Origin of the sequence: Wolbachia endosymbiont (group B) of Episyrphus balteatus (assembly GCF_947250575.1) — a bacterium.
Lineage (GTDB): Bacteria > Pseudomonadota > Alphaproteobacteria > Rickettsiales > Anaplasmataceae > Wolbachia.
In genome coordinates this window covers 682,357-706,596 of record NZ_OX366325.1, presented here as the reverse complement: position 1 = coordinate 706,596, position 24,240 = coordinate 682,357, and the positions used below count along the sequence as shown (strand labels likewise).

Here is a 24,240-nt window from a genome sequence, read left to right as displayed (position 1 = left end):
ATAAAGATGGACTGTGTCAAGCTGGTGAGTAAGGTGGAAATTGAAGAAAATCTAATTGTTGGTTATCATGCTAGATCTACAATATAAGTTATAAAATTTTTAATCATTTTGGCTTATAATAATTTCTGAGTTAACCTTAGATTTCCTGAGCTGTGGTTTCTTTTACCCATGTTGAATTCCTAGCTTTTATACTCTAATTTAATTCCAGTTTTGACTATATAGGAGGTCACAATGTCAAACAATATCTATAGCGATCAAGTTGATAATAGTAATTTATATGCCAACAAACTTTTTTATGATGAAGAGGGTGAGCAAGTCGAAAATCTAGGAGATCAGGTTGCGGGAAAAGAGGATGATAAATTAGAAGAAGATTTACTTCGTGACTGTAGAGATGAAACTAAGAAGGCAAAAGATAAGTTAATGCAGTGTAAAAAAGATGCTGTGGAATCACAAAGAGAAATTACAAAATTAGAAGCAGAAGCTAGTGAATTAAAGTCACAGGTTCAAGAAGAAAGAGAGAAGGTAGAACAAACTAAGAATGAAGCTGAGGCAAAAGTTGATAAGTTAAAATTACAGGTTCAAGAAGAAAGAGAGAAGGTAGAACAAACTAAGAATGAAGCAAAAGCAGAAGTTGATAAGTTAAAATTACAGTTTCAAGAAGAAAGAGAGAAGGTAGAACAAACTAAGAATGAAGCTGAGGCAAAAGTTGATAAGTTAAAATTACAGGTTCAAGAAGAAAGAGAGAAGGTAGAACAAACTAAGAATGAAGCTGAGGCAAAAGTTGATGAGTTAAAATTACAGGTTCAAAAAGAAAGGGAGAAGGTAGAACAAACTAAGAATGAAGCTAAGGAAGCAAAAGATGAGTTAATACAGTGTAAAAAAGATGCTGAGAAGATGAAAGAAGGCTCTGAACAGGCAATTAATCAGGCAAAGTATGATGATGCTCAAGCAGAAGCTAAACAAGCAAAATTAGAAGCTAAGCAAGCAAAATTGGAAGCTAAGCAAGCAAAATTGGAAGCTGAGCAAGCAAAATTGGAAGCTGAGCAAGCAAGAATAGAAGCTTTGAGGTGCGAAATTGGACAAGAGAGAGAAGAAGTTATGCGGTGTAAAATTGACAAGGTAAAAGAAGAACTTATGCAGTATAAAATTGACATGGCAAAAGCAGAGAATAAGTGTTATAAAAAAGCAGCTGAAGAATGTAAAAAAGAGAAAGGAAGTGATAAAGAAGAACTTATACAGTGTAAAATTGACACGGCAAAAGCAGAGACTGAGTGGTATAAAAAAGAAGCTGAAGAATGTAAAAAAGAGAAAGGAAGTGGTACAGATAAACCTTGTCCCAATGGAGGAGGTGGAACTAATGTAGTCAAACCTGTTACTAATGGAGGAGGAGATGAAACTAATGTAGTCAAACCTGTTACTAATGGAGGAAGGGATGAAAATAGAGAAATTACGTCTCAAAAAATAACCCCAGATTGTAGCAAGGAAGAAATTTGTGGATCTTATGCTCGTTTTTATGGAGAAAATGGAAAGATAGGTTATCAAGGTTTTAATACATCTGATTTATTAAAGAATTTGTATTCTGAGATGTACGGTAATCCTAAAATTGCACCATATATAGAAAAGGGAGCAGAGGGTGGTTATGGTGCAGTAAATTTTAAATTTGCCTTTACTGATACTCTTAGTTCAATAGGCTACTTTAGTGATATAAAATGTGATAAATGCATTAATAGTCCACAAGAGTTAGCGTGTCAAGAAGAAGGGATTAAGAGTTTCTGCTACTCTAACGACTACTATGCTACTAAAGAATGCAACAAGAATTTTTTTTCTAGAGAATTATGTCCTGATCTCGTTAAAGAGTTCGGTGAAATAAATGTTATGAAAGCAAAACAAGTTGCACCATTGATACTTGTTAATAACTCAGGACAAATGATAGATAAAGAGGGCAATAACACTCAAATACACTATAATTTATTAAAGCCTTATCTAAAGGCTAATGGTAAAATCAAGGACTGTGGAAATGACCAAAAGTGTAAGGATTATATTCCAATCATGAAGAAAGTTGCATGGGATACTGATAAGGAAGTACTGTTAAAAACTGTTTTTGATGATATGCAAAGAGCGAGTCCTTACTATGAAGATAATCCTGTTTCTGATGATACTAATTTTATATAAGACTAAATGTTTTCTGGGCTTTTCAGCTCAGAAAACACTTTTTTAGAAAAATAGAATTGGTGACCTTACTCAAAAAAAAGTAGAGAAGAAGTTTTTGTTGTGAGAATAAATTTAGCAGAGTTTATAATATAATATTTAAGTTATTTATGATAAAAAATAGATTTCTTGCATAACTAAGCGTCATCCCAGCTGGGATTTAGCAAGAAAATCTAGATTCCAGCGTTACGCGCTGGAACTCTTTAAATTCCAGTAGTGCAAGAAATCTAATTTCTACGTGTTTAAATATGGAAGTTCTAGTTTGTTGAACAGAACGTTGAGAAGTATCAATAAGAAGCTCCCTTTTGAGTAAACTTTTCTGCAACGGGGGAGTGTTAAATAAACTGTGTCAAACCGAGAAGTAAAGTAATAAATTGATAAAAAAATGGAGGTTTGACAATGAGTCAAGCAAACACAACTACCGGTTTGGTAGACTATAAAGAATTAGAAACAAATATCTTATCATCTATACGAGAAGGAAGACCATTGATAGGAAGAGATGGAGCATTAACACCATTTATAAAAAAACTGCTAGAGGGAAGGCGAGATAGAAAACCATTTGTCGGCTGAAAGCGAAGAAAACAACCGAAGAAATTCAAAGACTTTACGGACAAGTATTTGAACTATTGACACCAAGAGATAGAGAAGGAAGTTTCGAGCCACAAGTAGTCAGAAAAAGGCAAACAACCGAACTTGAAGCAAAGGTTTTAAGTACATATGCCAGTGGCATGGGATATAGCATCGCATGTAGAAGAAATATAAAATATCTGCAGAAGAGATATCAAGTATTACTGACAAATTGTTACCGGTAATCAACGAATGGCGCAGTCGTCCGCTGCAATCTGTATATCCAATAGTGTTCATGGTTTTTTAAGGTCAAGGAGGACGGGCATTGTGTAAGCAAATGTATGTATAACATATTAGCAAAATGGCAGAAAAGAAGTTTTGGGTTTTTATTTGGCTGAAAGTGAAGTTCTGGTTGGGAGTACTAAATGACCTAAAGGAGAGAGGAGTAGATGATATTCTGATAGCTTGTGTTAAAAAGCTTTCCTACAGCTATAAATAGCGTCTTTCCTAATGCAGAAGTGCAGCTGTGTATAGTGCACCAAATACGCAACTCATTGAAGTACGTGGCTAGCAAAGATGTAAAGAGCTTTTTAAGTGATTTGAAGAAGGTATATCAAGCTTCAAGCAAGGAAGTTGCTGAGAATTATTTATTGGAATTGGATGAAAAATGGGGTGCAAAGTATCCTATGGTTTTGGCAGAACAATTGGGAGAATTTATCTGGTTATTTTAAGTATTCAGGCCCAGCCAGAAGGGTAATTTACACTACCAATCCCATAGAGGGGCTGCATAGGCAAATTAGAAAGTTCACCAAGACCAAAGGCTCATTTACCAGCATAAGTGCCTTGTATAAACAGGTATATTGTGCTATAAAAAAGGTGGAAGAGAAATGGACTATGCCTGTACATGATTGGGCATTAACCATATCCCAGCTCGACATTTTCTTTCCTGGTAGATTGAAAATTGAGTTGAGCTAAAAATTAGGTTTGACACAGTTTATTTAACACTCCCTTTTTATTCTGGATACTAGGTTAAAAATAGAACGTTTAAATTTCTTGTTTTTATTGTTATCATACTTAGATTTCCTAAGAACTTATTTACTACAAAATACAACAAGTTCTATTTATTTGAGAAAGTTGTGCGTCTTGTAGAACAGATTTTGTTGTAGGTTTCTCTGTAGCTATTTCAAGGTTTTCTTCTATGGTTTTTTGTTCTCTGTAATCTTTAACTTCTTGAATGAAATCTTCAAGCCACTTCTCACTACCTATCTTGGCATGTCGTTGTTGCTCACCTTTAAGAAGTTTTATTACAGCTGCACCTTGATTTTCAGGCACTCTTTGATATTTAAGCCACAAGTCACGAATATCAGGAGGAGCTTTTTTCAAATGAGCTTCAAAGGTTGCTTTTGTGTCTTTTGTACTTTCTTCTTGTTGATCTTGATGGAATTTAAACCAGAAATTGCGAATATCAGGAGAAGCTTTATCCCAAAGAAGTTTAGTAATTTCTTTTATATTTCTCAGATCTTCTTGTTTCAATCTTTTACCATCACCTATATATCGTTTATTAAGACCAACTTGCAGAGGATAAAGTAAAAAGGTAGTTTTGCTCTGTAAATGTATAGGTCTATTTAAAATCATTGCTAGATTTGTATCACAATCTTCTAATACTGCTTTAACTTTTTTAACATCTAAATAATCTATTGCTTGACGTAATTTATGGTGAAGATCACTTGTTCTCTCTAAATTTTCCACTTTTTGTATAGCTCTACCACAAATACCATTTTTCTGATTAGATTCTTCATAAGTTTGTTTAGTGGCTTTTTCAGTGTACTTTCTATTATAATCCTTAACTTCTGGAATAAATTTTTTAACATCATAATCTGAACTCTTATTAGCTAATTTGATTGCGCTATTACTCAAGAAGACACGAGTGTCTTCATTAGCTTCCTGCCAAAGTGCCTTAATGATATCTACTACTGATCTTGAAATAGCATAGTCTAAGATTGTATAATTGTTATTAACCTTATCTGTCAAAACCTTTTGTATATCACTGTTGCTATTACTGTTGAATATGTCATGGACCTTTTTAAGACTGCCCTGCTGGACTGCATAATACAATGAATTTAGAGTTTTTTTACCTTTCCAGAAAGCATAGGTGTTCTTATCAGCTTTCTGACGAATTTGTTCAATGACCTCTGCATTTCCTTTGAGATTATCAGGATCGAAGATGGCACGACCGTTATAATACTCGCTTCTTAAAATTTCTTGTATATAACTGTCGCTATGACTGTTGAATATATACTGGATCTTTTGGTGATCGTTCTTCCAAATTGCATCAAGTAATAAATCTTTAACTCCATTTTTTTTAAAAATTAATTCGCTTTGTTCAAAAATTGATGCCATACCATACCTCTCTATTTAGAACAAATTTATTTGCTGTAGTTACACGTATTTATAGTCAAGTCAAGAGAAAAAATTAGCAAAGTAGTTGAATTTTTAATAACATATAGCTTTCACTGTACTATCTATGGAAAATTTGCAAATTTTACGTTCAATTGTATTTATTGTGGGAATTTTCCTATTGTTGTTTGGCGTAGCAATGCTTATTCCTGCTATTACTAATAATTATCTAGGTTACGAATGGAAAAATTTTCTGGTTGGATTTATAGTTACCTGCACATTTAGTGCGACTTTTATTCTACTGGGTAAACTAAATAGGGTACATGGAATGCCGGCAATTTTTGCGATTACCAGTTGTACCTGGATTGCATTATCTCTGTTTGCAGCTATTCCATTTTATCTTGATAGTTTAAGCTACATTGATGCACTGTTTGAAGCAGTATCTGGGATTACAACCACAGGAGCAACTGTTCTAAGTTACATCGAGCAACAATCTCCGGGGATACTACTGTGGAGAGCAATGCTACACGGTATAGGTGGTTTTGGAGTAATTACAGTAGGAATTGCAATTTTTCCCATATTTAAGGTTTTGAGCTTAAATAATTTACTCTATTCTGAGTACTCAGATGCTCTTAAAAGAAAGTTACCACATACGCGAAGCGTAGTAATACATATTGCAGAAATATATTACTGCCTAATTTTATTGTGCATATTTTCCTATTATCTAGCTGGCATGCCATTATTTGACGCAGTATGTCACGGAATGTCCGCTGTATCAACTGGTGGATTTGCTAACTATAACGATTCTATAGGCTACTACAATAACCCTATATTGGAGGTCATAACAATTATCTTTATGATTTTAGGCTCTTTACCTTTTCTGAGCTATTTAAAAATTGTAAGACGATTAGACGTTTGTTATGATGAACAGGTCTCTTACTTTATTAAGATAGTTGTTATTTCATCTTTGCTTGCTTGTTTTTGGTTATATAAAAATTTTGACTTAGGAGTATTTTTATCATTTAGGTACAGCACATTCACCATTACCTCCTTTATCACATCAACTGGCTATATAATGTGCAACTACTTGAATTGGAGCTTTATTTCAGTCTTAGCTTTCTTTTTAGCCTTTATTGGTGGATGTGGTGGTTCTGCTAGTGGTGGAATCAAAATCTTCCGTTTAGTCATTTTTCTAAAATCTATAAGGAATTACTTTAGCTCTTTATTAAATCCAAGTGAAAGCGATAGAGTAAAACTCAATGGTAAAATACTGGAAAATGATGAAGTTCAATCCGTCTTTACGTTTTTTGCGATTTACATGTTAACGTTCACTATATCATCAATAGTGATGTCTTACTTGAGCAATGCGGACTTTATAACTAGCATCAGCTCTGTTTCTGCAATGCTTACAAATTCTGGCCCAGGATTTAGTAACCTAATAGGTCCTTCAGGTAATTATTCCTCCTTTAGTGGTGGAGTAAAGCTATTTCTATCGTTTTTGATGCTGCTTGGCAGGCTTGAAATATTGCCAATTTATTTTTGTATAGGTAGTTTATACTGGAAACTTTGCCATTCCAGAGTGTAACGCTAATTCAGGTTTACATTTAAATTCTATTACATATTATTATAAGTATTACAAAACTTTAAAGGACAATTATGGCAGTTATGCCAGATAAATGGATAAGGGAAAAGGCTGAAAACTCTAGAATGATAGAGCCTTTTGTGAATCATAAAAGCAGTAAGGGTGTTGTATCTTTCGGATTATCATCTTATGGCTATGATGCAAGAGTTAGTAATAAGTTTAAGATTTTTACTAATGTTAATTCAGCTATTGTAGACCCAAAGAATTTTTCTGAGAATAGTTTCATAGATAAGGAAACAGATGTATGTATAATTCCACCAAATAGTTTTGTACTTGCCAGCACAGTGGAGTATTTTCGTATACCAAGGAATGTACTGGTAATTTGTGTTGGTAAGTCAACTTATGCAAGGTGTGGTATTATAGTAAACGTTACTCCCTTAGAACCTGGATGGGAAGGTCACGTCACACTTGAATTCTCGAACACCACTCCACTTCCTGCAAAAATTTACGCTAATGAAGGCGCATGCCAATTTGTGTTTTTAAGCGGCGAAAGTGAATGCGAGAAATCATATGATGATATGAAAGGAAAATATATGAACCAACATGGTATCACTTTGCCGTTAGTTAAGTGATTACTTTAGATGCATTTCTTTATTAATTGATATCCTTTCAAGCCGCTAATACTGATTGCATTTGCCTAGTTACAAAAATAATGTCTGTGCTAAAACATGCTCATATATAGCTCTTTTTCTAATAGTTCGAATAGCTGGATATTCTTTCTGGCTCAATTTTTTATAACAAACCAATGGTTTGATTAAAATCAGGAGAATGTGTAGGCAGATATATAACTTCAGCACCGACACTTTTAACAAATTCACTTGTTTTCTATGAAAAGTTGCATTATCCAAAATCACCCAGCAAAAAGTTTGAACTAGCTATTAAAAACGTCTGTATCGCAGTAGCCTTCAAAAATCATAGGCGCCATAATTTTTCCCTTATTCAAAGCTGCAATCATACTAATACGCTGACTTTTGTGTTATCAATTCCAGATTAGTCGATATATACAAGAATTTCAGTGTTTTTTGTTGCTATGAGTTTTTTAAGCTCAGCACGTTTTTTCTGCGTCCTTAAATAGTCCTAATTTTAATTTGTTTTAAGTTTAAAGTCTTTCGTTAGGTTTGCAGAATACATTTCCTTATTATCTTGGTTATAGAAAGTAAATTTGTGATCGTCTAAACCTAATATTGCAAAGCCAAAGCCGAAAAAGTTTCTAACTTCGTGTGCTAAGTAATTTCTACTATTTGGATAGTTAAATTCTACGTTTTGATAAACAGGTTCTTGATCTTGAGCGTGTAATAATGCACCGCCGTTTCCAACTATAATCTGATCTGGAACATTATCCATTAATAAAATCTGGGCTATATGAATGTGGCCAGAAACTATGGTAGTAACATTGCTTGGAAATTTATCTCCAAAAGCTTCAATTTGTGTAAGATTACCATGGCTTTTTAATGTCAAAAATTCTTTTTTTGGAGATCTCCAAAGTGGTTTATGAGTCAAAAACCACGTGGGCTTATCTTGTATCAATTTATCAAACTGCCTCTCAAAAGCATCAACTGTGCTTTGGGTTGTAAAAATTTCCTCACCGGATGAAGAGTCGAAGATAAAAAACTTCATCGGCCCAGCATCTAAGAACCAACTGGAAATAAGATCTTCACATTTTTGAGGGGAAAAGGGGTATGAATCTAAATATCTGAACCATCCTTCATAAGCTCTATTACAACTCTCATGATTTCCACGAACAAAAAGAAAAGGAGATTGTGTTAAAATATCTTTTGCAGGCTCAAACCAATCAGCGTACCAAGCTTCTTTGCTATATCCATAAATATCGCCGCACTTTTTTGTGTTTCTACATTTTGTTTGTCTATAATGATAATCACCAACATGGATAATTAAATCTGGTTTATGAAAAGCGATTGAATCTAAATTTTTTTTCAAAGGCCAGCTATCTACAGAATTACATTCTTGCTGAAATAACATATTTATTCTACATCCTGTATCGCCAATGAAGGCAATTTTGCTGATCTTTTCCGCTAATACGGGAACTTTTATATTGTCAATACTAATGTTTTGAGCATTTGTTTCTACTATCAGTTCACAAACTGTTTCGGTATTGTTAATTGAGCTGCGACTTAGCATTTCTACTTCCTTATTATCGACGTAAGCAATGGGACACATGTTATTGTCTATAATCGCACGTATGCTTAATTTATTTTCTGGAATGATTTGAGACCATGTGTACAATATTTGTGCATGAGTGGAGTGAAAGCTAATTGTAAGAGATAGAATTAAAAAAATGAAGATATTAGCTACTTTCATTTGTATAAAGACCTAAATTAAGAATTAGTATTAAGATTATCTTAAATGATTAAAGTTTGTAACCATAAAATTCATAGTTAAATTATACAGGCATTTCCTAAATTATCCTAGTATCAGATTGACACTTTAGATGAAAAACCCTAAAATGATTAAGTAATTTAAAGTAATTATATAGAAACTAGAATAAAGTGCGGTCGTGGTGGAATTGGTAGACACGCAGCGTTGAGGTCGCTGTGGCTCACAAAGCCTTGGAAGTTCAAGTCTTCTCGACCGCACCAAGTTGTTTGGTGTAGGTGAAATGTTTATAGGAAATCAAAGTAGAAATAAAGTAGAAAGGGCCATCAGTGAAGTCAGGCGTGGTCTTCCAATTTTAATATATGATGATGAAAATAACTATCTATTGCTTGCTGCTGCTGAAACTTTAGAAAAAAATTTATTTAGTCAATATAAGCTTATATCAGGTAATGTGTATGTTACTTTGACTGCAAGTAAGGTAAAATACATATGTCAGAGTAAAGAACATAGTAGCAAACGTCTGTTGATAAGCAATTTTGATGAACTGCTCCATTTAATAAACTGTTCAAAGGAAGATTGGATAAAAGAGTTGCAATGCTCAAAGACAATAGATGCGTATGCTGTTGCCTTGCTTAAGTTCTCAGAATTATTGCCATACGCGTTAGTGGCTGATATGACTTTTGAGAATAAACATGAAATGCGAAATTGGTGTGAAGAAAATGACATTATTGCACTAAATACGTTACTTGTGAATGATTTTCAACAAAATCATAGTGTGTATGAAGTGTGCAAAACATCATTATTTTTAAAACAGACTCAAGAAGTAGATATCATATCTTATAGAACCAAAAGTGGCGGAAGAGAACATTATGCAATTATCATTGGCAATCCAGATAAAGATAATGAGCCATTAGTGAGAATTCATTCTTCATGCTATACAGGAGACTTATTAGACAGCTTATCATGTGATTGCAGAAGCCAGTTACATCAAGCGATTCAAATAATGACCGACTTTGGGAATGGCATTATATTATACTTGATGCAAGATGGGAGAGGCATTGGTTTAACTAATAAGTTAAGAGCATACAGTATGCAAAGAAAATATAATCTTGATACTGTTGATGCAAATAGAGTATTGGGTTTTGAAGATGATGAAAGGAGCTTTGCTGTTGCAGCTAAAATACTTAAGAAATTGAACATTAACAAAATACAATTACTTACAAACAATGGTAGAAAGTTATCAGAGTTGAAAAATAACGGTATAGAAGTTACAAAGTGTGTACCACTTATTATGGAACGCAATGAATATAATGATTCATATATGGAAACAAAATTTGGCAAGTTAGGCCATGGATTAAGGGTTTATTAGCTTTTTTGTTATAACTACTTTGTTAGCTTGCTATGTTAATTAATATAAGTTAAGATTTTTAAGAATATTGAGATGCTGAAATTTTTAAAACAAGAAAAAAGTAATGAGTCATTGGATAAGGATATAAATTGGAATTCAAGTCGCTATAGCACAGTTGTTGCTCAGAGAAATACTTTACTTTTATTTACATTAATATTACTAGTTGCAATTTCTATAAGCATATTAGCTATATTTAAAATTAGCACAAGTAGCACTATTGAGCCATTCGTTATAGAAATTGATAAAAAGTCAGGAATAGTGCAATTGGTTGATCCTGTTACAGTAAAACAATATTCTGCAAATGAAACGCTGAACGATTATTTTATTTCAGAGTATATAAAAGCAAGGGAGGTTTTTGACCCATATAATTATAATTATAATTATTATACAAAAGTAAGGTTGTTTTCTTCGCCTAGTGTATATAGTGAATTTAGCAATTATATAAAATCGCAGAATATGAATGACCTTTTTAATTTATATTCAGATGCTAAAGGTGAGTTGAAAATTCGTTCAATTCAAAAATTAGGTAATGATGCTCTTCAAGTGAGATTTTCTATAGAATTTACACGAAAAGATGGAAATTCCTCAAGGAAAAATAAGATAGTTGTGATGTCGTATAAATATGCATCGCTTGAAATGAATGATCAGCAAAGATATATTAACCCGTTAGGGTTTCAAGTTATTTCATATAGAGTAGATGATGAATATGTGTAGGATATTGTTAGTTTTAGCTTTACTAATAAGTGGCAACTTAAATGCATCTATTAATAATAAACCTATTTCTGTAGATAGTAGAATAAAGACTTTTGTATATAGCCCTAATGAGGTGTTTACAGTAATTTTTAGTCAAGGTTACTATTCTTATATTGAGTTTGCAGAAGGGGAAAAAGTCAAAAATATTGCTGTTGGTGATGCATCAAGTTGGAAAATTAATCCTTATGATAATAAACTGCTTGTCATGCCATTTGAAGTCAGTAGTCGCACTAACATGATTATTACGACAACTAAAAAGAGAAATTACATTTTTGATCTAATTTCAAGACCAAATTACGATAAATACCCAGATACTGATGCTAAAAAAGTGGATCATGATTATTCCGTTGAAAAGGATATATCTTACGTAATACGTTTTTATTATCCTCAAGAAGAAGATGAATTTGATGTTGATTTAGATGAGGTTTCTTTACCTACTCAAATGCAATACATTACAGAAAAGCCAGAAAAAATAATACAAGAAAATAATACGAGGTACAACTATACATATATTGATGAAGGTGGTAACGTAGATATAGTTCCAATTGAGTTATTCGATGATGGTTATTTAACCTATTTAAAGTTTAGAAATAGTAATAAAATTCCTCAGATTTTTATAGAAGGCGAATCCTGTAAAAGGCTGTTATTTGATGATTATGTTGTAATAAAAGGAGTACATAAAAAGCTATTAATGCGTTATGAAGGTAGTGAAGTTGAAGTTATAAATAGGTCACTTTAGTTCTGGTACATATAATATGAGTAAAGAAAGGCATAATAGTGTAGAAGATGAATCAGAGATAGAAAGCAAGGTAGTAACAGTTGGCTCTAATCAAGGTTATAAGGCATTGATGATAGTTATGGTAGCGCTCTTAGTTGGTGGAGTGTACTATCTTTATTTTAGTCCTTCTAATAAAGAGGGTCCAGAGATTGTTAAAAAAGAGGAAACAAAGCAAAACATTCAAGAATTGAAAGGAAAGTTAGAACAAGTTCCAGATAATGCAATAGTTTCCGAAAGAGTAGTAACTGATCTCTTGCCACCCTTACCTCCTCTTCCTATTCCACAAGTCATACCAGAAGTAAAACAAATCAAAAAAGAGGAAGTGACAAAAAAAGAAGAGCAACTAAAAGAAATTCCCTTGTCAAATATACCTGTTTTACCAAAGCAAAATTTTCCTTCTGGTAATGTTATTAGCAATTTGCCTACTTCATTTCCTACAATAGGGGGTGGCGGTTATCCTAGAGACAGACGTAGTGCACAAATGTTAGCAATTTCAGGTAGTAGTGGGGAAGGTAAAGCTACAGATGCTGTTTTATCCAATACCTCAGCACAATCGAGCAAAGCTACCAAAGCTGGAAAGCTTGGTTTAATGATTATTCAAGGTAAGGTTATTGACGCTATTCTTGAAACTGCAATAAGTTCTGACTTACAAGGAATGCTCCGTGCTGTTGTTAGTAGAGACGTTTATGCAGAAACTGGTGATACAATTTTAATACCAAAAGGTTCAAGGTTAATAGGTGGTTATTCATTCGACTCAAATGTTGCAAAAGCCCGCGTGAACATAAATTGGAATAGGATCATTCTTCCTCATGGTATAGATGTTGCTATTGCATCATCTGGTACCGATGAGCTTGGAAGGGCAGGGATAGCTGGAATAGTTGATAATAAAATAGCAAGTGCATTATTCTCTTCAGTGGCACTTGCTGGTGTTTCGATTGGTTCAGCTGTTGTAGGACAAAAAGCCTCTAATCTTATCGATGCGCTAACTGCCATGGATGCAGTGAAGTCTATTACTGCAACTGAAATAGATATTTCTTCTCTCAAAGGGGCTATTGTTGAGAGATTGGAGAATTCTATAAAAACTGAAGTTGGGAAGGTAGGAGACGAAAAATGGAAATTGGGTATTAGGGCTATTGAAAAAATTCGAAATGCTAAAAGTGATCAGGATTTGCTGAGAATAATAAAGGAAGAAATAGTAAGTGTGATAAAAAGTTCTGGAGCTAGTGGAGTTGATACAATTACTAGTGACAATATCGGTATAACTTTAGACGATGTACGTCAACTGTTGAGGCAAACTCAGAAAAGAAGCAAATCTGTTTATGATGAAGCAATTGGGAAGTCAATCAATGATTTTTCCAAAGACATGCGAGATATAGTTGATAGGAGTGTAGATAAAAAACCAACTATTTATGTTAATCAAGGAACTGCATTGAAAGTATTTGTTAACCAAGATATAGTATTTCCTCCACAGTCAATATTAAATAACTGAAATGAACTATGCTGCACTTGATACATACTTGGAGCCATTACAAGGGATATTTCAAGAGGAAGGTGTAAATGAAATATCAATAAATAAACCGAAGGAAGTATGGATTGAAAATCGCGGTGAAATAAGATGCGAAAAGTTAGAAATATTTGATCTTAATCATTTAAAATCTCTTAGCAGGTTGATTGCTCAAGCTACAGAACAAAAACTGAGCGAAGAGACACCGCTGCTTTCAGCTACATTACCAAATGGTTATCGTATACAGATAGTGTTTCCTCCAGCATGTGAGCCTGATAAAGTAGTCATTTCAATTCGTAAACCTTCTTCTATGCAATTGGCATTGGATGATTATGAAAAAATGGGGGCTTTTTCTGAAACTGTTATAGGAGTGACCGATAATCCAGTAGATCGTCACCTAGATTTGCTACTGAAACAAAAAAAAATAAAAGAGTTTTTAGAATATGCTGTAATAAGTAAGAAAAATATCATAATTAGTGGTGGAACTTCCACTGGTAAAACCACTTTTACTAATGCTACTTTGCGTGCTATTCCATCTGAAGAAAGAATTATTACTGTTGAAGATGCAAGAGAGATAGTTTTGAATGATCATCCCAATAAAGTCCATTTAATTGCTTCTAAAGGAGGGCAAGGCAGGGCAAAAGTGACCACTCAAGATTTGATAGAGGCATGTTTACGTTTAAGACCAGATAGAATAATAGTTGGTGAGCTGCGTGGAGCAGAAGCTTTTAGTTTTCTTAGAGCAATAAACACTGGCCACCCAGGGTCAATATCAACTCTTCATGCGGATAGTCCGGCAATGGCTCTTGAGCAAATAAAACTTATGGTTATGCAAGCAAATCTTGGAATTCCCCCAGATCAGATCATACCATACATTAGAAATGTAATTGATATTGTTATTCAGCTAAAAAGAACCAGTGGAGGCAAAAGAAGCATTTCTGAGATATTATTTACTAGATCTTCAAATGAAAATACTTAAATTTATACGTAAGTTAAGAAAAAGTAGTTTATGAGTAATGGAAATCACCTACGCAATATTCTCATAGGAGGTGTAGTATCTTTTAGCATATTTGAATTTTGCTTCTATTTGTCTGGTATATTATTCTACCTGTTTGTTGACGGTCCAGATGGTGTAGATTTTAGAGCAATTAATCCTAGCTTGACACCTTTTCCTCAAGCTCTCTGGCCGACAATTTTTGATCATATACAATATTGTTGGCATCATCCAGAGCTATATAGCTTTGAGCTCAAAATTAAGTTAGTTGTATCTTCTCTACTGCCTCAAATTGTTTTGATGATTATTTTGTGGAATGTGAGAGAAAGACTAATTGAGTGGCGGCCATTTAAAAAGAAAGAATCACTTCATGGAGATTCACAGTGGGCATCAGAGAAAGACATACGAAAAGCGGGATTAAGAAGCAAAAAAGGTCTATTGCTTGGTAAAGATAAGAGAGGATATTTTATTGCTGATGGGTTTCAGCATGCATTGCTCTTTGCACCTACAGGCTCTGGTAAAGGTGTTGGTTTTGTAATTCCTAATTTGTTATTTTGGAATGATTCGGTAATTGTGCATGATATAAAATTAGAAAACTATGAAATAACAAGTGGTTGGCGAGAGCGACAAGGACAAAAAGTATATGTATGGAACCCAGCGCAGCCAGATGGGGTAAGCCATTGTTATAATCCACTGGAATGGATTAGTGAAAAACCTGGACAGATGGTTGACGATGTGCAAAAAATAGCTAACCTAATCATGCCTGAACAAGATTTTTGGCAAAACGAAGCAAGAAGCTTATTTGTTGGGGTGGTACTATATTTACTTGCTGCACCAGAGAAAGTTAAATCTTTTGGTGAGGTTGTGCGTACGATGCGTAGCGATGACGTAGTTTACAATCTTGCTGTAGTTTTGGACACAATGGGTAAAATAATACATCCGGTAGCGTATATGAACATTGCAGCTTTTTTGCAAAAGGCTGACAAAGAAAGATCAGGTGTTGTGTCAACTATGAACTCGTCGCTTGAATTGTGGGCAAACCCATTGATCGATACTGCAACTGCATCAAGTGATTTTAATATTTTGGATTTTAAAAAGAAGAAAACTACAGTTTATGTTGGTTTAACTCCTGATAACTTAACTAGGCTCAGGCCTTTAATGCAGGTTTTTTACCAACAGGCAACTGAGTTTTTATGTAGAAAATTGCCATCGGATGACGAGCCTTACGGCGTATTATTTTTAATGGATGAGTTTCCAACACTTGGAAAAATGGAGCAATTTCAAACGGGTATCGCATACTTTCGTGGCTATCGAGTAAGGTTATTTTTAATTGTTCAAGATACTGAACAGCTTAAAGGAATATATGAAGAAGCAGGAATGAACTCCTTTTTATCAAACTCAACCTATAGAATAACTTTTGCAGCCAATAATATTGAAACGGCTAATTTGATATCTCAGCTTATAGGAAACAAAACTGTACAACAAGAATCATTAAACAAACCTAAATTTTTAGACTTGAATCCTGCATCAAGATCATTGCATATCTCTGAAACACAGAGAGCATTGCTCTTACCTCAAGAAATTATTATGCTGCCACGTGATGATCAGATAATTTTGATAGAATCGACTTATCCAATTAAGTCAAAGAAAATTTTGTACTATAGTGATAGCACATTCACAAGAAGGCTGATTAAACCAACACGTGTGCCTACACAAGAGCCATATGATCCAAACAAGGTCTTTTCTGCTGCTAACAAAGATAAGATTAGTAATGAAGAAGAGAGTAATGCTATTGAAGCTGCTGATTATCCTGTTGAAGCTAGAACTGAAGATGCAATATACGATGAGCCAGAGATTGAAGATGGATTTGAAGACGAGGATATTGATGATAAGTTTGAAGGTGGTGATGGGTTTGATGATGAGGAAGACGATGATGAGTTTGATGATGAAGACAGTAAGGATGAATTTGACGATGATGATGAATTTGAAGATGAGGACAAACTAGACGGCAATAAAATCGAGGATAGAGGTTAATTTTACCTATTTTTTAGCTTAGAAAATAATTAGTTTTTTCATATTAAATCATTTTTAATTAATTAGTACTAGATTAGCTATTTTAACTAGAGGAATAGTCATGATGAGTAAAAAAACATTAGCAGTTACAGCACTTGCTTTATTGTTGTCACAACAATCTTTTGCAAGTGAAACAGAAGGATTTTACTTTGGTGGTGGATATTACGGTCAATATTTGAACTTGGGTAAGTTGAAAGCAAAAATTGGAGGCAAAGATGCTACAGATGATAACCGTGTATCTATAAATGACATAGACGCTCAGAGAACAGAAGGTCAGTTAATAAGTAAGTATAAAGGAGATTATAACCCACCTTTTGCTGCAAATGTAACGTTTGGTTACACAGGAGAACTAGGCAATAATAGCTATAGAGCTGAATTGGAAGGGATGTACTCTTCTGTAAAAGTAGATAATATTGGTTTATCAAGTAATCAAGTAACTGTTTCGTATCTAAAAGACGTTGGTGAGAGTGCTAATAAAAAAACTTATATGTATAAAACTGTAATTAATCATGACCAAGTAGAAAACGCATCTGTAATGGCAAATGTTTATCATTATTGGAAAAGTGATAGTTTATCTTTTTCTCCTTATGTTGGGGTTGGAGTCGGTGCAACAAGAATGACAATGTTTGAAAAATCGTCAATAAGACCTGCAGGTCAATTGAAAGCTGGCTTTGATTATCGTATAAACGAAGATGTAAATATGCACATCGGATATAGAGGTTTTGGTGTTCTTGGTAGTAATGTTGATTTTGAAGCAGAGGTGTTAGGAGAAATGAAAGCAAAGCAACCGGTAAACCAAGATGGAAAAAAGATATTAGAATTGAATAAAAGTCAAAAACCATCGGACCAGAAGTTACACAAAGAAAGTATCAGTATAGGCAATCAAGTGTTTCACACACACGGTATAGAAGCTGGTCTTACTTTTCATTTTGCCAGCAAAGCTTAACTCTGATAGAGACTATTTTCCTGGTAGCACGTCTGCGTCACACGACTGTAGCTGCTAACCAGGTGACAACTTTCTCGTTATCTGAATATTTTCTTTCTTGTAATTCAGGCTCTTTTTTCTCAGTTCCAGCGTGTAGCGCTGGAACAACAATAAAGAACATATAAAGAGTAGTTATGCAAGGAGTCTATTTTTTATTCTTAATTAACTCTAAGGCTTTCTTCAGATCTATACTTTCAATATCTGCATTCTTGCCCAAAGCAACGTTTGTTTTACCGCATTTTATATAGAATCCGTACCTACCGTTGCAGATAAAAACTTCTTTTCCCTTTTCATTAAAACCAAGAGATTTTAGCTCTTTGCGTGGGCTGCTCTCAATAATTTGTATAGCTTCGTTTAATTGTGTGTCTAATACCTCCTTAGAGCTTTTTTTAAGAGAAAAGTATCGACCATCATAGAGAATATAGTACCCAAATCGTCCAAGACCTATTTTTACTTCTTTTCCAGTTTCAGGGTGCTCTCCGATTATTTTCGGCAGGGAAAGTAATCGAGTGGCGGTATTTAGATCAATATCATTAACATTTATATCTTTTGGTACAGAAATCTTTTTTTTCTTTTCTGACTCACTATTAAACTCCAGATAAAGTCCAAAAGGACCTTTTTTGATCATTACCTCTTGGCCTGTCACATCATCTATACCCAAACTTTTTGGATATTCTGAATTGTCATTACTGCCCGTAATTTCTTTTGTATGATTGCATGCAGGATAGTTAGAACATCCAAGAAACACACCGGCTTTTCCAAAATTTAATTTCAATATACCACCAGAGCAATTAGGACATTTTTTACCTATTTCTTCCTTTCCTTCCTCTGAGCAAAACCAATTGACTACCAAATCATGAATACCACTAAAAATCTCATCATGTGTCATTTGCTTAACAGAATTTACATGATTAAAAAATGGCACCCAAAAATAGCCTAGTTCTTTTTTCCAATCTGCATGTCCATTTGAGATTGAATCAAGCCTTTCTTCCATTTGTGCTGTAAAGTCATACTCTACACAACGCTGAAAAAAAGTTTCCAAAAATATAGTCACGATCTTACCGCGGCTGCTTGGAATAAATCTTTTGTTATCCAATGAAACATATTCACGATCTTGTAATACCGAAATAATTGTTGCATAAGTTGATGGGCGACCTATACCGACTTCTTCCATTTTTTTTACTATACTCGCTTCACTATAACGAGGTGGCGGTTGAGTAAAATGCTGTTTCGGATCAACAGAAATCAACTTGCACGCTTCCTCTTCCTTCATGGCAGGTAGCAGGCCTTCATTTTCGGCTTCTATGTTATCTTGATAGACTTTATAAAAACCATCAAAGAATATACTTGATCCACTTGCTCGCAGAATCACTTTCTGGTCAATAGAACTAATTTCAACTACCACTTGATCAAGAATCGCCGATTCCATTTGACTTGCAATGGTTCTTTTCCAGATTAAATCGTACAATTTAAATTGCTCTGGCGTTAAGTAATCCTTAATACTACCCGGTGTTCTATTAATATCAGTTGGCCGGATTGCTTCATGTGCTTCTTGAGCATTTTTGACCTTTTTTACATATTTACGAGGAGAATGCGGTAAATATTTATCACCATATAATGACTTAATTGATCCCCTGATTGAGTTTATAGCCTCATCTGCAATATGAAACCCATCTGTACGCATGTAAGTTATCAACCCTACGGTTTCACCACCAATATTGATACCTTCATATAAATTTTGCGCTACTCGCATAACATTTTTCACATTAAAATACAGTTTATTCACTGCATCTTGCTGAAGACTTGAGGTGATAAATGGAGGAAGCGGGTTTCTCTTAACTTGCTTGCGTTCTACTGTGCTTACAGCATACTGCCTTGACTCGATCTCCCTGACTAAGTTCTTTGCCTCTTCTTCATTCTTAATATCAAATTTTTCTAGCTTTTTATTGTCATAGTGGCTTAGCATAGCAAAAAAAGCCTCATCTTTGCTATTTTGCATTTCTGCCTTTATGCTCCAATACTCCTGTGTTATAAACTTACTGATTTCATCCTCTCGTTCGCATATAAGCTTTAATGCAACAGACTGCACTCGCCCTGCAGATTTGCTTCCCGACAATTTTGTCCACAGCAGCGGTGACAAGCTAAATCCAACTAGATAATCTAAAGCTCTGCGTGCTTGCTGTGCACGCACTAAGTCCATATTAATTTCACGTGGATTTTTTATAGCTTCTTGCACTGCTCTTTTTGTTATTTCGTTAAAGACTACTCTATGAATGTTGCTTTCATCATTGATTGCTTTTCTTTCCTTTAGTGCCTCTATCACATTCCAAGCTATTGCTTCTCCTTCTCTGTCTGGATCTGTTGCAAGGTATATATCTGATGTTTTACTAGCTTCCTTGACTAACTCTTTTACATACTTTTCTGCTTTTTCAATAATCTCATACTTCATGGCAAAGTCATTATCAGGATCAACAGAACCATTCTTCGCTGGCAGATCTCTGACGTGGCCAAAGGATGCAGCCACTTTAAATTCTTTACTCAAATATTTACCTATCGTCTTTGCCTTTGCCGGCGACTCAACTATCAATAATGCCATAATTATTAGTACTTAAAGGTAATATGTTGAAATATATAGAATAAAAAGTAAAAAAATATTTTAATGGTCTTCTCAGTTTTTTAAGTGAATTGTTTTAATGTTAGCAAAAAACCTAATGAAAGAGCCTACTTTACAAATTTTCCCAACTCCCTTACCATAAGGATAACGCTATACTATTTATCTTCGTCTGTGCAGATTAAACGACAAAAGCATAACGCAGTTGTCGTCTTATTTTTAATTTTTTGCACTATGTGCATCTTATTTCTTTACAAAACTTCCAGTTTTTTTACCATATAAGCTGAAACGGGCTGTTTAAGACAGGCCAATTTTCAGGAGTTACAACTAGCTAATAGGGGGTTTCTTTTGTCTTTTTTCTACTTGGTAAATTTCTTGATATTTGTAGCTAAAGTAATTTAAGAGAGGTGTCATCCCAGTGCTCCGACACTGGGATGACAAGAAAAGGAGTACTGGAATGACAAGAAGGACATTCCACCATGTCATTCCAGCGGATGACCAGATTTTTTTATTTGATCCCAGACTGGCTGGTTATGCAAGTTCCAATTTTAATAATATTTACATATAAGCCATACGCTTGAGTTGCAAAGTTCTAAAAAGCAGCCAAAATAAAAATAAGTAGACATTTACAAATTAAACTAAGTGTACAATCAACAAACAAGAGTATTGATTGCAACAATACTCTGTAGAATCGCAATATGGTATGACCATATGCTCTTTATTGATCTGGTTAATATAATTAGTAGAGAATTTTGTTATGCAAAAGATATCTACTACAGCATATTGCAATTGTTTGGAATTGCAGGACTGGGTGCAATGGTAAGACCACTTGGTGCATTCGTATTTGGTCACATTGGTGATAGGTATGGAAGGAGAATGGCGTTAACGATTGCTATCTTGCTAATATCGATTCCTTCTAGTCTCGTTGCGTTTATTCCAAGTTATAGTAAAATAGGAATAACCTCTACTATGTTGCTTCTTACAATCCATCTGATACAAGGGGTTGCACTTGGCGCTGAGCAAGGAGGTAGCTCTGTTTATCTCATAGAGCATTTACCTAATAAGAAAAAACTAGGAATGTTTTTTGGAATAATAAGTTTTGGTCGCTCTATTGGCATATTGCTCTCTGTGGTTGCAGTGATCATCTGTAAAAAAACCACTGATTTTAACGCTTGGGGTTGGAGGCTGCCGTTTATTTTTTCAGCCATTTTAGGATTAATAAGCGCATATAGTATATATACACTAGGAGAAACTCCAGTGTATGAAAAAAATCGAGAACAAAGAAATTTACCTAATTTACCAATAATAGAGCTTACAAAACGCTATAAAAGAGCCCTGATACTTGCCATTTTAATATCTGTACCTGTTAATGTTGCTGTTGGATTTACCATATTTCTTAGAACAATTGCAAAAGAAATAGTGTCTGTTGAAACTTATGTAACAACGTATGTCAACGAAGTTGTACTCATTATAACCAGTATATTAATGCCGATATCTTCAATAGTGCTTGGAATTTTAGCTGATAAAACAGGAAGAGAACGCACTGCAATCTTATTTATAGTGATAACAATGGTATTATGTTGTCCTATGTTATCTATTGCATATTACTATAAAAGCTATCTTATAATCATGTTGAGTGTTATGGCTCTTTCTATAATCGAGAGGGGTATTAATCCTATAGGGATAGTTACTGCTGAGCTTTTTCCTACTAATGTTAGATTTAGTGGTGTTAGCTTATCACGCAACATCTCTTTTGCCTTGCATGGAGGATTTACTCCTATGATATGCACTTGGTTTACTATAATGTTTCCTAAAATAGACTTTGCTGCTGGGCTTTATGTAATTTTTTGCTTATTAGTCAGCTTAGTAGCAATATTGCAAATAAAACCACAAGATAAAAAGTGTGATTGGTAATTTTCTCTATTTAAATTTATTTCACTTATTTAGCTAATTTTTATTACAATTATAATTTTGGCTTTTATGAAAACTGCATACGTATGTCAATTTTGCGGTCATAGCACTGGAAGGTGGGTAGGAAGGTGTATTGCATGTGACAGTTGGGATACGGTTGTCGAAGAAATAGTACTAAAAACAGAAACGAGAAGTACATCTGCACCAATTTCAATAAAAGCGTTATCAGATAGTGAAATTATTACCCCCGATCGTTTTTTAACAGGAATAGAAGAGTTAGATAGAGTTTTTGGTGGAGGTATCGTTCAAGGTGCTAGCATTTTAATTGGTGGTGAACCTGGAATTGGAAAATCTACTCTTTTGCTTAGGATTGCAGCTAATGTTGTACAACTTTCCTCTTTTGAATGTCTTTATGTATCTGGCGAGGAATCTTTAGAGCAAGTGAGCCTCAGAGCAAAGCGTCTTAAGATAAATGAACCTAAAATTAAGCTTTTATCTACAGTATCTTTAACTGATGTAGTAGCAACAATAAGGAAAAATAAAAGTATTAAGTTCTTGATAATTGATTCTATACAAACTATGTATGATAGCAAAGTCACATCAGCACCAGGAACTGTAACTCAAGTCCGTACCTGCGCTCATGAATTGACTGTTCTTGCAAAGCAATATGGTGTTTCTCTCTTAATAGTTGGCCATATAACGAAAGATGGACAAATAGCGGGACCTAAAACCCTGGAGCATATGGTAGATACAGTACTATATTTTGAGGGTGAAAATAGTAATCAATATCGCATTTTACGTACTATTAAAAATAGATTTGGCCCTGCAAATGAAATTGGTGTTTTTGAGATGTCTAAAGCAGGACTCATGCCTGTTGATAATCCATCATCATTATTCTTGACCGTACATGATAGAGAAGTAGTTGGCAGCGCCGTATTTGCAGGAGTTGAAGGCTCAAGACCAATCTTAATGGAAGTGCAAGCATTAATAGCAAGGACTAATATGGCAACTCCAAGAAGAGCAGTAGTTGGTTGGGATATTAATAGATTAGCTATGATAATCGCGGTTCTAAGTGCTCGTTGTAAAATGTTTTTGCATGATAAAGAAGTATACCTAAACATTGCAGGAGGACTCAAAATACAGGAACCATCAGCTGATCTTGCTGTTGCTGCTTCTCTTATTTCAAGTTTAGTAAATTTACCGCTACCAACTTCTTCAATAATCTGCGGTGAGGTTGCACTTTCAGGAGAAATTAGAAATGTTTCGCATGCTGATCTCAGACTAAGGGAAGCACAAAAGTTAGGATTTAAAAAAGCGATTATGCCTAAAAATGGCAATTATTCTTCTCATGATATTGAGATAATTAAGCTTGGTCATATAAAAGAGTTAAAAGAGATCTTCAATCACAGTTAAATATTATCTGCATGAACATTTTGCTTGTGGGAAGGATGTTATCCCAGCTTCCATAATGTCATCTGAGTAGGTGACACTGGCTTCTTTTTTTACTGTTTTTACTGTAATTAAAAATTCATTGGATCTTGATTATATATTTCCTCTGCTATAAGCAATAATTTTTCGCTCTCATCAAAGAGACTTTTTGCTCTAGCTGCTAATTTCTCACTAATTTGTGGTAGACATTGTCATAATATACTCCTTAAATTTTTAAAATATATTTATGTTAGTATACAAGTATCAATATTACATTAATATAATAACTTTTTAAGCATGAGTGACAAGCTGAAGTGGTTTTTAATTACTCAAAAAACAGAAACGTTTCTATTTCCTACACTTTCTAAAACCATAGGTACCAGTTGGTTTTTAGCTAAAGTAAAGGTCAAGTATCTGGAATTCTGGACATAAAATCCTCCTGTATAAAAAAGAGTTAGAAAAAAATGCAGTGCACATACGACAGATATACACTGAAGAATACATTTTTTAATAAGTTTGATTAAAAAGTCTGCAGACTAAAGATAGATTTTGAGCTCTTAAAATATCTCTATTTGTAATTATAATGAGATTGAAAATATGCGGAAGTAATTTTTATACGTTAACGGCTCACCCAACCCACTTGCAAT

Annotated in this window: 15 protein-coding genes, 1 tRNA gene and 2 pseudogenes; 14 read left to right on the top strand and 4 right to left on the bottom strand. The window is 34.2% G+C overall.

Annotated elements, in window-relative coordinates; all coding sequences use genetic code 11:
- Positions 1-231: 231 nt before the first annotated feature.
- Positions 232-2,172 (top strand): hypothetical protein, encoded by a 1,941-nt coding sequence (locus OOL05_RS03375; protein ID WP_264729803.1) that lies wholly within the window; start codon positions 232-234, stop codon positions 2,170-2,172.
- A 435-nt stretch (positions 2,173-2,607) separates the two neighbouring features.
- Positions 2,608-3,750: pseudogene (locus OOL05_RS03370) on the top strand (IS256 family transposase).
- Between the two features lie 123 nt (positions 3,751-3,873).
- On the opposite strand, the gene OOL05_RS03365 reads toward OOL05_RS03370, so the two are convergent.
- A complete protein-coding gene (locus OOL05_RS03365) occupies positions 3,874-5,175 on the bottom strand; it encodes a hypothetical protein (protein ID WP_264375482.1) in 1,302 nt (433 codons plus the stop codon).
- 124 nt (positions 5,176-5,299) lie between these two features.
- On the opposite strand from OOL05_RS03365, the gene OOL05_RS03360 reads away from it, so the two are divergent.
- The gene (locus OOL05_RS03360; protein WP_264730787.1) at positions 5,300-6,757 is read left to right on the top strand and encodes a TrkH family potassium uptake protein; all 1,458 of its coding nucleotides are present in this window, start codon (positions 5,300-5,302) and stop codon (positions 6,755-6,757) included.
- A 71-nt stretch (positions 6,758-6,828) separates the two neighbouring features.
- On the top strand, positions 6,829-7,386 hold the full coding sequence (dcd, locus tag OOL05_RS03355) for a dCTP deaminase (protein ID WP_006012513.1): 558 nt from the start codon (positions 6,829-6,831) through the stop codon (positions 7,384-7,386).
- Between the two features lie 155 nt (positions 7,387-7,541).
- Here dcd and OOL05_RS03350 read toward each other — a convergent pair.
- Both OOL05_RS03350 and OOL05_RS03345 read right to left on the bottom strand, forming a co-directional pair.
- Positions 7,542-7,882: pseudogene (locus OOL05_RS03350) on the bottom strand (transposase); the annotation flags it as partial.
- A 15-nt stretch (positions 7,883-7,897) separates the two neighbouring features.
- On the bottom strand, positions 7,898-9,133 hold the full coding sequence (locus tag OOL05_RS03345) for a metallophosphoesterase family protein (RefSeq protein ID WP_007302607.1): 1,236 nt from the start codon (positions 9,131-9,133) through the stop codon (positions 7,898-7,900).
- A 190-nt stretch (positions 9,134-9,323) separates the two neighbouring features.
- Between OOL05_RS03345 and OOL05_RS03340 the strand changes: the two genes are divergently transcribed.
- The 8 genes from OOL05_RS03340 (at position 9,324) to OOL05_RS03305 (ending at position 17,604) form a co-directional block, all read left to right on the top strand.
- Positions 9,324-9,411, top strand: a tRNA-Leu gene (locus OOL05_RS03340).
- 20 nt (positions 9,412-9,431) lie between these two features.
- Complete coding sequence (locus tag OOL05_RS03335; protein ID WP_064086006.1) at positions 9,432-10,517, top strand: GTP cyclohydrolase II; 1,086 nt, start codon at positions 9,432-9,434, stop codon at positions 10,515-10,517.
- A gap of 72 nt (positions 10,518-10,589) precedes the next feature.
- Positions 10,590-11,270 carry a VirB8 family type IV secretion system protein gene (locus tag OOL05_RS03330; RefSeq protein ID WP_007302609.1) on the top strand — a complete coding sequence of 227 codons (681 nt, stop codon included), beginning with the start codon at positions 10,590-10,592 and terminating at the stop codon, positions 11,268-11,270.
- Positions 11,257-12,048 carry a P-type conjugative transfer protein VirB9 gene (gene virB9, locus OOL05_RS03325; RefSeq protein WP_019236950.1) on the top strand — a complete coding sequence of 264 codons (792 nt, stop codon included), beginning with the start codon at positions 11,257-11,259 and terminating at the stop codon, positions 12,046-12,048. Before OOL05_RS03330 ends, virB9 begins: the two co-directional genes overlap by 14 nt.
- A 16-nt stretch (positions 12,049-12,064) precedes the next feature.
- On the top strand, positions 12,065-13,576 hold the full coding sequence (locus OOL05_RS03320; RefSeq protein WP_010404940.1) for a TraB/TrbI/VirB10 family type IV secretion system protein: 1,512 nt from the start codon (positions 12,065-12,067) through the stop codon (positions 13,574-13,576).
- 1 nt (position 13,577) lies between these two features.
- The gene (virB11, locus tag OOL05_RS03315) at positions 13,578-14,570 is read left to right on the top strand and encodes a P-type DNA transfer ATPase VirB11 (protein WP_019236952.1); all 993 of its coding nucleotides are present in this window, start codon (positions 13,578-13,580) and stop codon (positions 14,568-14,570) included.
- 30 nt (positions 14,571-14,600) lie between these two features.
- On the top strand, positions 14,601-16,619 hold the full coding sequence (locus tag OOL05_RS03310) for a type IV secretory system conjugative DNA transfer family protein (protein WP_264730783.1): 2,019 nt from the start codon (positions 14,601-14,603) through the stop codon (positions 16,617-16,619).
- A 100-nt stretch (positions 16,620-16,719) separates the two neighbouring features.
- The gene (locus tag OOL05_RS03305; RefSeq protein ID WP_264730781.1) at positions 16,720-17,604 is read left to right on the top strand and encodes a P44/Msp2 family outer membrane protein; all 885 of its coding nucleotides are present in this window, start codon (positions 16,720-16,722) and stop codon (positions 17,602-17,604) included.
- Between the two features lie 184 nt (positions 17,605-17,788).
- Here OOL05_RS03305 and topA read toward each other — a convergent pair whose 3' ends face one another.
- Positions 17,789-20,239 (bottom strand): type I DNA topoisomerase, encoded by a 2,451-nt coding sequence (gene topA / locus OOL05_RS03300; RefSeq protein WP_010404951.1) that lies wholly within the window; start codon positions 20,237-20,239, stop codon positions 17,789-17,791.
- A gap of 657 nt (positions 20,240-20,896) precedes the next feature.
- Here topA and OOL05_RS03295 point away from each other — a divergent pair.
- Together OOL05_RS03295 and radA are read left to right on the top strand one after the other, a co-directional pair.
- A complete protein-coding gene (locus OOL05_RS03295; protein WP_264730780.1) occupies positions 20,897-22,168 on the top strand; it encodes an MFS transporter in 1,272 nt (423 codons plus the stop codon).
- A 66-nt stretch (positions 22,169-22,234) separates the two neighbouring features.
- A complete protein-coding gene (radA, locus tag OOL05_RS03290) occupies positions 22,235-23,578 on the top strand; it encodes a DNA repair protein RadA (protein WP_052264751.1) in 1,344 nt (447 codons plus the stop codon).
- Positions 23,579-24,240 lie beyond the last annotated feature (662 nt).

What these genes read in the sequence shown, in the direction of transcription:
- OOL05_RS03360 (WP_264730787.1), top strand. Translation starts at nt 5,300, where the DNA reads ATGGAAAATTTGCAAATTTTACGTTCAATTGTATTTATTGTGGGAATT.
- topA (WP_010404951.1), bottom strand. Translation starts at nt 20,239, where the DNA reads ATGGCATTATTGATAGTTGAGTCGCCGGCAAAGGCAAAGACGATAGGT.
- dcd (WP_006012513.1), top strand. Translation starts at nt 6,829, where the DNA reads ATGGCAGTTATGCCAGATAAATGGATAAGGGAAAAGGCTGAAAACTCT.
- virB11 (WP_019236952.1), top strand. Translation starts at nt 13,578, where the DNA reads ATGAACTATGCTGCACTTGATACATACTTGGAGCCATTACAAGGGATA.
- OOL05_RS03365 (WP_264375482.1), bottom strand. Translation starts at nt 5,175, where the DNA reads ATGGCATCAATTTTTGAACAAAGCGAATTAATTTTTAAAAAAAATGGA.
- OOL05_RS03330 (WP_007302609.1), top strand. Translation starts at nt 10,590, where the DNA reads ATGCTGAAATTTTTAAAACAAGAAAAAAGTAATGAGTCATTGGATAAG.
- OOL05_RS03335 (WP_064086006.1), top strand. Translation starts at nt 9,432, where the DNA reads ATGTTTATAGGAAATCAAAGTAGAAATAAAGTAGAAAGGGCCATCAGT.
- radA (WP_052264751.1), top strand. Translation starts at nt 22,235, where the DNA reads ATGAAAACTGCATACGTATGTCAATTTTGCGGTCATAGCACTGGAAGG.
- OOL05_RS03305 (WP_264730781.1), top strand. Translation starts at nt 16,720, where the DNA reads ATGATGAGTAAAAAAACATTAGCAGTTACAGCACTTGCTTTATTGTTG.
- OOL05_RS03345 (WP_007302607.1), bottom strand. Translation starts at nt 9,133, where the DNA reads ATGAAAGTAGCTAATATCTTCATTTTTTTAATTCTATCTCTTACAATT.
- OOL05_RS03310 (WP_264730783.1), top strand. Translation starts at nt 14,601, where the DNA reads ATGAGTAATGGAAATCACCTACGCAATATTCTCATAGGAGGTGTAGTA.
- OOL05_RS03375 (WP_264729803.1), top strand. Translation starts at nt 232, where the DNA reads ATGTCAAACAATATCTATAGCGATCAAGTTGATAATAGTAATTTATAT.
- virB9 (WP_019236950.1), top strand. Translation starts at nt 11,257, where the DNA reads ATGAATATGTGTAGGATATTGTTAGTTTTAGCTTTACTAATAAGTGGC.
- OOL05_RS03320 (WP_010404940.1), top strand. Translation starts at nt 12,065, where the DNA reads ATGAGTAAAGAAAGGCATAATAGTGTAGAAGATGAATCAGAGATAGAA.